The organism is Comamonas aquatica NBRC 14918 (assembly GCF_000739875.1).
Classification (GTDB): domain Bacteria; phylum Pseudomonadota; class Gammaproteobacteria; order Burkholderiales; family Burkholderiaceae_C; genus Comamonas; species Comamonas aquatica.
In genome coordinates, this window is sequence record NZ_BBJR01000067.1 from 24,903 (window position 1) to 34,127 (window position 9,225).

Below are 9,225 nucleotides of genomic sequence, written 5' to 3' on the forward strand. Positions count from 1 at the left end.
CTGACGCCCAATACCGTGCTGCAGGCGGGGTGCGCACGCGCCTGTGCTGCGCGCCATGCAAGGCTGAGCACCCGATCCCGTAGAAGGACTGGCGCTTGTGCCCTGCAGGGACAACGCCCGCCACGCGGTATTGGCGGCATGCGCGCCTGCATGGCCCCAGCGCCTGGGGCCGTCGATCCTGCCGTGGCGGGAGATGGCGTGCGGCCGACTGCCAGCGTCTGCGCGCGTGGGCGGGGCAGCACCATCCCGGACGGCACGCCCGGTGCGGCACATCGCGCCCGACCTGCCGGTGCTGGATGTGCCCCCCATCGGTGACTGCCTGCAAGGGCTGGCGCTGCGGCCCACGCGGCGCCCGGATAGCCCAAGCTGTCCGGCCCACCCGGACTGGCGCTCAGTCCTCGACCTCGGGCTCGGCCGGATTGCTGTCCTGTGCGTGCGGCACCGCCAGGTCGCCGCCGCTCAAGGTTTCGAGGGCGCGCGGCGCCCTCAGGCTGGGCAGGTCCACGCGCTCGTAGCGGGCCATCATCTCCTTGCCACTGCGTGGTGTGCCAATGGGGGTGGTGGCCTGGCCCTTGCGCATGGCAGCCATGTCTTCTTCGCTGGGGTAATGGTCCAGCAACCAGTAGTCGAAGACCCGCCGCGCAATCGGCGCGGCCGCAGCGGCGCCGAAGCCCGCGTTTTCCACGATCAGCGCCAGGGCGATCTTGGGGTTTTCGGCCGGGGCATAGGCCATGTACAGCGAGTGGTCGCGCTGGTGCTCGGCCAGCTTGGCCGCGTTGTACTTGTCCTTCTGGCCAATGGTCACGGCCTGCGCCGTCCCCGTCTTGCCGCCCGAGGTGTAGGGCGCCCCGGCGAACACACGGCGAGCCGTGCCTTCGACCGTCACGGCTGCCACCGCGCTGCGCACGGCTTCGACGTGCTCGGGCTTGTAGCCCATGGGCGTGCCCGGCTCCTTGTACAGCGCCTCGTACTGGCGCGAGACCGCCCCCAGCGTCGCCTTGCCCAGGTGCGGGCGGTGCTGCACGCCATGGTTGGCCAGCATGGCGGTGGCGTTGGCCACCTGCAGCAGGGTGAAGTGGTTGTAGCCCTGGCCGATACCCAGGGAGATGGTTTCGCCCGCATACCACTTGCGCTGCTCGGGGCGCTTGTAGGTGTTGCGCTTCCACTCGGTGCTAGGCAGCACGCCACGGCCTTCGCCCTGCACATCGATGCCGGTCGGCCTGCCAAAGCCCATGGGCGAGAGGTAGTCGTGGATCATGTCCACGCCCATGTCGTTGGCCAGCATGTAGTAGTACACGTTGGACGATTTGATGATGGAGCGGCGCAGGTTGGTCGGCCCGTTGGGGTGGCCTGAGCGGAAGGTGTGGCCGCCAAAGGTCCAGCTGCCGTTGTCCTGGATGGTGGTGTCCACCTTGCGCTTGCCCGACTCCAGGCCGGCCAAGGCCATGAACGGCTTGTAGGTGGAACCTGGCGGGTAGGTGCCACGCAGCGCACGGTTGAGCAGCGGGCGGTCGATGGAGTTGTTCAGCAGGTCCCAGTTTTCCTGGTCGATACCGTCGACGAACAGGTTCAGGTCGTAGGACGGCTTGCTGACCATGGCCAGCACTTCGCCATTGCGCGGGTCGATGGCCACCAGCGCGCCGCGGCGCTCGCCATACAGGTCTTCCACCAGCTTTTGCAGGCCCACATCCAGGGTCAGCACCACCGAGTCGCCCGGCGTGGCCGGACGGCTGTTGAGGCGGCGCACGGCAAAGCCGCCGGCCGTGGTCTCCAACTGCTCCCAGCCGGTCAGGCCGTGCAGCTGCTTTTCGTAGCTTTGCTCGATGCCCAGCTTGCCGATGACTTCGGTGCCGCGGTAGTTCGCATAGTCGTCGCTGTCCTCCAGCGCTTCCTGCTCTTTCTGGTTGATGCGGCCGATGTAGCCCACCACGTGGCCGGCCACGTCCTGCAACGGGTAGTTGCGGAACCAGCGGGCCTTGATGTCCACGCCGGGAAAGCGCCAGCGCTGGGCCGCGAAGCGCGCCACTTCCTCGTCGGACAGGCGGCTGCGCAGCGGCACGGACTCGAAGCGCTTGGAATCCTCCATCAGGCGGCGGAACTTGCGCCGGTCGCGGGGCGTGATCTCCACCAGCTCAGACAGGGCGTCGATGGTCTCGTCCATGTCCTTGACCTTGGAACGCGTGATCTCCAGCGTGTAGGCCGAATAGTTGGTCGCCAGCACGATGCCGTTGCGGTCCAGGATCTGGCCCCGGTTGGGCACGATGGGCACCACGGCCGTGCGGTTGTTCTCGGCGCGCTCGGCAAAGGCGTCGTGGCGCACCACCTGCAGCACGAACAGGCGGAACAGCAGAATGCAGAACAGCAGCAGCACCAGCAAGGCCACCGCGCCGACGCGCAGCCGGAACTTGTACTGCTCGGCTTCGCTGTTGCGTACCTCAAACCGGCCCATGGCAGCTCCTGCAAGTGCCCAGGGCGGGAAGAAAGCGGAAGAAGCCCGGCATCAGACAGCCCTTACAGCGGACGGTTGCTGTCCGCATCGGGGGCGCGGCGCTGCGGCGCCAGCAGCACGGCGCTCAGCAGGGGCCACAGCAGTGTCTCCAGCACCGGGGCCAGGGCCACCGAGAAGCCGGGGAACATGCCACCCGCCACCATGCGGATCAGCATCTGCAGCAGGTGGGCGCCGGCAAACATGGGCAGCACCTGCAGCGCCTGGGTCAGCGGCGAGAACCACATCATGCGCCGGCTGGCACGCTGCGAGGCATAGACCACCAACACATAAGTAAGCGCATGCTGACCCAGCAAGGCCGTCTGCTGCACATCGACCCCCAGGCCCAGCACAAACGCCACCCCCATGCCCAGGCGGTGCGGATGGTGCAGCGCCCAGAAGGCCAGCACCATCATCAGCAGATCGGGCATCCAGACAAAGCCGCCCAGGGGCAGCAGGCTCAGCAGAAACACCAGGGCAATGCTGAAGACGATGAAACCGGGCTTGACCGGCATCAGCAGTTGCTGACCGCGCGGCATGATCATGGCTGGGCTCCTGGTCCTGGCAGGTTGCTGGCGCCGGCACGGCGCTGGGCAGATTTGTCTTCGCGCTGCGCCTTGGCCTCCTGCGGCGTGGGCACGCTGGGCTGCACCTCGGGCACATGGGCGGCCTTCAGCACGTTCAGCGGCGTCAGCACCATCACGTGGCGCGCGCCGTCCAGGCGGGCCACGGGTTCGCAGTAGATGCGCATGAAGGGCGACTGGTTGCGCCGCTCGACCTCGATCACGCGGGCCACCGGCAAGCCGGCCATGTAGACACCGTCCACGCCACTGGTGACCAGTTCGTCGCCCACCTGCACATCCGCATCATTGGGCATGAAGCGCAGCTCCATGCCGTCGGTGCGCAGGTTGGAGGCATCGCCATAGGCCACGCCCCGCACGCCAGTGCGCTCCACCATCACCGGAATCACCTGGTCCCGGTCGGACAGCAGGGTCACCTCGCTGGAGAACGGCTGCACGCGGGTCACCTGCCCCAGCACCCCGACATCGTCCATCACCGGGCTGCCGGGCTCGACGCCGGCCACCTGGCCCTTGTCCAGCACCACGCGGCGCGTGTAGCTGTCCGGGGTTTCGTACATGACCTCGGCTGCCACGGTGGGCACCACCAGGCGGGGACGCAGGCCCAGCAGGCTGCGCAGTTGCTGGTTTTCTTCCAGCAGCTGCTCGGCATTGTGGGCCTTGATGGTCATCTCGGTCATCAGGCGGCGTGCCTCCACGGCCTCGGCCTGGGCGGCATGCAGATCGCCGAAATAGGCCTTGCCGCTGGACAGCCAGCCCACGGGCTGCATCACCGCCCATTGCAGGGGAAACAGCACCACGGAGACGGCCTGGCGCACGGGCTCGGTGAGCTTGAAGCGCACGTCGGCCAGCATCAGCATCACGGACAGGGCGCTGAGCAGCAGCACCCGTGTCGTGGGCGAGGTGCCGTGCTTGAAGAGGGAGGGCGCGTCGCGCTCCAGCGTTCTCAGGCTCATGCCGCCCCCCTCATGGGATGTGGCATTTCACGAACGGGCAAACCGCCCGACCTGCTGACTGCGCGAGCTTTCACAGAGAACATGGAGAACCATTCCAATCAGGGCCTACCGCCAGGGCATCCAGGGCCGCGCGGCAGGCCGTCAAGCGCATCAGTCGCTGGTGAAGATGCTGCCTTGGCGGTCCAGGCTGTCCAGCGCCATGCCGCAACCGCGCACCACGCAGGTCAGGGGCTCTTCGGCCACCAGTACGGGCAGGCCGGTTTCCTCGGCCAGCAGGCGGTCCAGGTCACGCAGCAGCGCGCCACCACCGGTCAGCATCATGCCGCGCTCGGCAATGTCGGCGCCCAGTTCGGGCGGCGTCTGCTCCAGCGCGTTCTTCACGGCCGACACGATCTGGTTCAGCGGCTCGGTCAGGGCTTCCAGCACCTCGTTGGAGCTGATGGTGAAGCTGCGGGGCACACCTTCGGACAGGTTGCGGCCCTTGACTTCCAGTTCCTTGACTTCGGAGCCGGGGAAGGCCGAGCCGATCTGCTTCTTGATCAGTTCCGCCGTGGGTTCGCCGATCAGCATGCCGTAGTTGCGGCGGATGTAGCTGATGATGGCTTCGTCGAACTTGTCACCACCGACGCGCACCGAGCCCTTGTAGACCATGCCACCCAGCGAGATCACGCCCACTTCGGTGGTGCCGCCACCGATGTCCACCACCATCGAACCGGAGGCTTCCGACACGGGCAGACCGGCGCCGATACCGGCAGCCATGGGTTCCTCGATCAGGTACACGGCCGTGGCACCGGCTGCTTCGGCGGCGTCCTTGATGGCGCGGCGCTCCACCTGGGTTGAGCCGCAGGGCACGCAGATGATGATGCGCGGGCTGGGCGTCATCACATTGCGGGGGTGCACCATCTTGATGAACTGCTTGATCATCTGCTCGGTGATCACGAAGTCGGCGATCACACCGTCTTTCATCGGGCGGATAGCTTCGATGTTGCCGGGCACCTTGCCCAGCATGGCCTTGGCTTCGGCGCCGACGGCCTGGATCACCTTCTTGCCGTGGGGACCGCCTTCGTGGCGGATGGCGACCACGGAAGGCTCGTCCAGCACAATGCCCTTGTCGCGGGCGAAGATCAGGGTGTTGGCAGTGCCAAGGTCAATGGCCAGATCGGTGGAGAAGTACCGACGGAAAGCTCCGAACATTCAATTTTCCTCTCAGGCACAGCATGCGCTTCGGCCTGCCATCGCCGGGGTGTAGATCAACAGGAATCAGGGGGAATCAGGGATTGGCTTTTCTACACAATCACCACCCTGCTGGGGTGCGAATCGTGCAAAGACAAGATAATACCGTATCCCCTGTGAATAACTCATGGCGGCGCATGCCGTCTGACAGCTTTACATCCGGTTTCGAACCGCAGAAAACCTATGGCACTCACCTCCCAAGACATTGACCGCATCGCCAACTTGGCGCGGCTTGCCCTCTCTCCAAAAGAAAGTGAGCGCATGCTATCGCAATTGAACGGATTTTTCGGCATCGTCGAGAAAATGCAGGCTGTGGATACCTCGGGCGTGCAGCCGCTGGCCCACCCCGTGGCAGCCATCCAGGACATCGCCCTGCGCCTGCGCGAGGATGTGGCCAGTGAACCCAACCAGCGTGAGGCCAATATGCGCAACGCCCCTGCGCAAGGCGAGGGCTTGTTCCTCGTGCCCAAGGTCATCGAATAAGCGCAAGGCACAGCATTTCCCATGAGCACTACCGAACTGCACCACCTGAGCGTGGCCGAGCTGGCCGCCCAGCTGAAGAACAAACACGTCTCCGCCGTCGAAGCGGCCCAGCATTTCCTGGCACGCGCCCAGGCGCACCAAAACCTTGGTGCCTTTGTGGCTATCGACGAAGCCACCACCCTGGCCCAGGCCCGGGCGGCCGATGCGCTGATCGCCTCCGGCCAGGGCGGCCGCCTGGCTGGCGTGCCGATCGCGCACAAGGACATCTTCGTCACCCAGGACTTCCCCACCACCGCCGCCAGCAAGATGCTGGCCGGCTACCAGTCGCCGTTTGACGCCACCGTGGTGCGCAAGCTGGGTGTCACGGAAGGTGGCGCCGGCATGGTGACCCTGGGCAAGCTCAACTGCGACGAATTCGCCATGGGCGGCGCCAACGAGAACTCCGCCATCGCCCCCGTGGGGTTTAATGCGCCCCAGCCCGTGCGCAACCCCTGGAACCCCGAGCGCGTGCCCGGTGGTTCCTCCGGAGGTTCCGCCGCCGCCGTGGCTGCCCGTCTGGCCCCTGCGGTCACCGGCACCGACACCGGTGGATCGATCCGCCAGCCCGCCTCGTTCTGCGGCATCACCGGCATCAAACCCACCTATGGCCGCGCTAGCCGCTACGGCATGATCGCGTTTGCCTCGTCGCTCGACCAGGCTGGCCCCATGGGCCGCAGTGCCGAAGACTGCGCGCTGCTGCTGTCCGAGATGTGCGGCCCCGACCTGGACCGTGACTCCACCAGCCTCGACGTGCCTGCCGAAGACTTCACGGCCAAGCTCAACGACAGCATCGAAGGCCTGCGCATTGGCGTGCCTGCAGAGTTCTTTGGTGAAGGTTTGAGCGCCGACGTGCGCACTGCCGTGGATGCTGCGCTGAAGGAATACGAAAAGCTGGGCGCCAAGCTGGTGACGATCAGCCTGCCCCGCACCGAACTGTCCGTGCCCGTGTACTACATCCTGGCGCCGGCCGAGGCCTCGTCCAACCTGTCGCGCTTTGACGGTGTGAAGTTCGGCCACCGCGCCAAAAACTTTGCCGACCTGAACGACATGTACAAGAAGACCCGTGCCGAAGGCTTTGGCGATGAGGTCAAGCGCCGCATCATGATCGGCGCCTATGTACTGAGCGAAGGCTACTACGACGCCTACTACCTGCAGGCGCAGAAGATCCGCCGCATGATTGCCGACGACTTCCAGGCCGCGTTCAAGGAATGCGACGTGATTGCCGGTGCCGCCGCGCCCACCACCGCCTGGGCGATTGGTGGCAAGGCCGACCCCGTCAGCAACTACCTGGCCGACGTGTTCACCCTGCCCGCCTCGCTGGCCGGCCTGCCCGGTTTGAGCCTGCCCGCCGGTTTTGGCGACGGCGGCCTGCCCGTGGGCCTGCAGCTGATCGGCAACTACTTTGCCGAGGGCAAGCTGCTCAACGCTGCGCACCGCTTCCAGCAGGCCACGGACTTTCACCTGCAGCGCCCCGCAGGCATTTAAAACTTCATAGCTGCCAGTGCAGGCTGCATCAGCGCCAGAGGCCAAAAACACCCACAATGCCTCGCGCCCAGCCTGCCCTGCCAGCCCCGATTGATTGCAGCAAGGACACGTTCACAACATGACTGCGAAACTGATCCACGGGTACGAAGTCGTCATCGGCTTTGAAACCCACGCCCAACTGGCGACCCACTCCAAAATCTTCAGCCGCGCCAGCACCGCCTTTGGTGCCGAGCCCAACACACAAGCCTGCTCCGTGGACCTGGCCCTGCCCGGCACCCTGCCGGTGATGAACAAAAAAGCCGTGGAATGCGCCATCAAGCTCGGCTTGGCGCTGGGCAGCCACATTGCGCCCCGCTCGATCTTCGCGCGCAAAAACTACTTCTACCCCGACCTGCCCAAGGGCTACCAGATCTCCCAGTTCGAGATTCCCGTGGTGCAAGGCGGTGAGGTCAGCTTCTACGTCGGCGACAAGCTGCACACCGTGCGCCTGGTGCGCGCCCACCTGGAAGAAGACGCGGGCAAGTCCGTGCACGACCAGTTCCCCACCGAATCTGGCATTGACCTGAACCGTGCGGGCACGCCCCTGCTGGAAATCGTGACCGAGCCCGATATCCGCAGCACCGAAGAAGCCGTGGCCTACGCCAAGGAACTGCACAAGATCGTGACCTGGATTGGCATTTGCGACGGCAACATGCAGGAAGGCAGCTTCCGCTGCGACGCCAACGTGTCCGTGCGCAAGCCCGGCCAGCCGCTGGGCACCCGCCGCGAGATCAAGAACTTGAACTCGTTCAAGAACATGCAGATCGCCATCGACTACGAAATTCGCTGGCAGATCGAGCAGATTGAAGACGGCTACGAGATCCAGCAGGCCACCGTGCTGTTCAACCCCGACACGGGCGAAACCCGCGCCATGCGCACCAAGGAAGACGCGGCCGACTACCGCTACTTCCCCGACCCCGACCTGCCACCGCTGGTCGTGGCCGACAGCTGGGTGCAGGAAGTCAAGAGCGCGATGCCCGAGCTGCCCCGCGCCATGGCCGCCCGCTTTGTGGAGCAATACGCGCTGCCCGAGTACGATGCCACCACACTGACCCAGTCGCAAGCCATGGCCGCCTACTTTGAGCGCACCGCCCAGGCCTGCGGCCAGGCCAAGCTGGCCAGCAACTGGGTGATGGGCGAAATCTCGCGCCGCCTGAACACCGAGGAAATCGGCATGGACGCGGTCAAGGTCAGCAGCGAACAGCTGGCCGCCCTGATCGGCCGCATCAGCGACGGCACGATCAGCAACAACGCCGCCAAGCAGGTGTTTGAAGCGCTGTGGACCGGTGAAGGCCGCGATGTCGACGCCGTGATTGAAGCCAAGGGCCTCAAGCAAATGAACGACACCGGCGCGCTGGAAGCCATCATCGACGAGGTGATCGCCGCCAACCCCGGCAACGTGGAGCAATACCGCGCGGGCAAGGACAAGGCGTTCAACGCCCTGGTGGGGCAGGTGATGAAGGCGTCCAAGGGCAAGGCGAACCCTGGGCAGGTCAATGAGCTGCTCAAGGCCAAGCTGGCATAAGCCTGTAGCTTGCTGGTTGCAGCTGCTGTGCTGCACAAAAAAAGCCTCCTTCGGGAGGCTTTTTTATTGGTCGTGCACAGATTGATAGCTGCTGGCGCTTGCTTGTATTGACCCAGCGGTTTCTGCACAGGTCAGGCTGCTAAAGCATAAGCCTCAGCGGGAGTCTTCATGCCCAGCGCCTGATGAGGGCGCCGGTGGTTATAAAAGCCGATCCAATCTGCGATCACACGACTGGCGTGCTGCAGTGTCTCGAAGCGGTGGCGGTGTACGCATTGGTCTTTGAGCGTTCTGATCACGCGCTCGACCATGCCGTTTTGCTCCGGGCTATACGGGGTGATGAACTCCTGCTGCAGGCCATAGCTTTTGACCAAGGCCGTGTAGCTGCGGCTGGTGAACACCAGT

General features: G+C 65.1%; 8 protein-coding genes. 3 read left to right on the forward strand and 5 right to left on the reverse strand.

What is annotated here, in order from left to right:
* Positions 1 to 391: 391 nt before the first annotated feature.
* From mrdA to CA2_RS15030, 4 genes are all read right to left on the reverse strand, one after another.
* Entirely contained in the window at positions 392 to 2,449 is a 2,058-nt protein-coding gene (gene mrdA / locus CA2_RS15015) for a penicillin-binding protein 2 (protein ID WP_081889030.1), read from the reverse strand.
* A 62-nt stretch (positions 2,450 to 2,511) separates the two neighbouring features.
* Positions 2,512 to 3,030: a rod shape-determining protein MreD gene (gene mreD / locus CA2_RS15020; RefSeq protein ID WP_042419113.1), complete on the reverse strand. Its 519-nt coding sequence runs from the start codon at positions 3,028 to 3,030 to the stop codon at positions 2,512 to 2,514.
* Complete coding sequence (gene mreC, locus CA2_RS15025; protein ID WP_070356658.1) at positions 3,027 to 4,019, reverse strand: rod shape-determining protein MreC; 993 nt, start codon at positions 4,017 to 4,019, stop codon at positions 3,027 to 3,029. The genes mreD and mreC overlap by 4 nt, the downstream gene beginning before the upstream one ends.
* A 150-nt stretch (positions 4,020 to 4,169) precedes the next feature.
* Positions 4,170 to 5,213, reverse strand: coding sequence for a rod shape-determining protein (locus CA2_RS15030; protein ID WP_042419115.1), 1,044 nt, complete (start codon positions 5,211 to 5,213; stop codon positions 4,170 to 4,172).
* A gap of 222 nt (positions 5,214 to 5,435) precedes the next feature.
* On the opposite strand from CA2_RS15030, the gene gatC reads away from it, so the two are divergent.
* The 3 genes from gatC (at position 5,436) to gatB (ending at position 8,823) form a co-directional block, all read left to right on the forward strand.
* Positions 5,436 to 5,735, forward strand: a complete 300-nt coding sequence (gatC, locus tag CA2_RS15035; RefSeq protein WP_042419117.1) for an Asp-tRNA(Asn)/Glu-tRNA(Gln) amidotransferase subunit GatC — start codon at positions 5,436 to 5,438, stop codon at positions 5,733 to 5,735.
* A 21-nt stretch (positions 5,736 to 5,756) separates the two neighbouring features.
* Positions 5,757 to 7,259 (forward strand): Asp-tRNA(Asn)/Glu-tRNA(Gln) amidotransferase subunit GatA, encoded by a 1,503-nt coding sequence (gatA, locus tag CA2_RS15040; protein WP_042419120.1) that lies wholly within the window; start codon positions 5,757 to 5,759, stop codon positions 7,257 to 7,259.
* Between the two features lie 118 nt (positions 7,260 to 7,377).
* Positions 7,378 to 8,823 carry an Asp-tRNA(Asn)/Glu-tRNA(Gln) amidotransferase subunit GatB gene (gene gatB / locus CA2_RS15045; RefSeq protein WP_042419123.1) on the forward strand — a complete coding sequence of 482 codons (1,446 nt, stop codon included), beginning with the start codon at positions 7,378 to 7,380 and terminating at the stop codon, positions 8,821 to 8,823.
* A 131-nt stretch (positions 8,824 to 8,954) separates the two neighbouring features.
* Here the strand turns inward: gatB and CA2_RS15050 are convergent.
* Positions 8,955 to 9,225 (reverse strand): integrase core domain-containing protein (locus CA2_RS15050; RefSeq protein WP_042419127.1); only part of this gene is annotated, 271 nt, incomplete at its 5' end.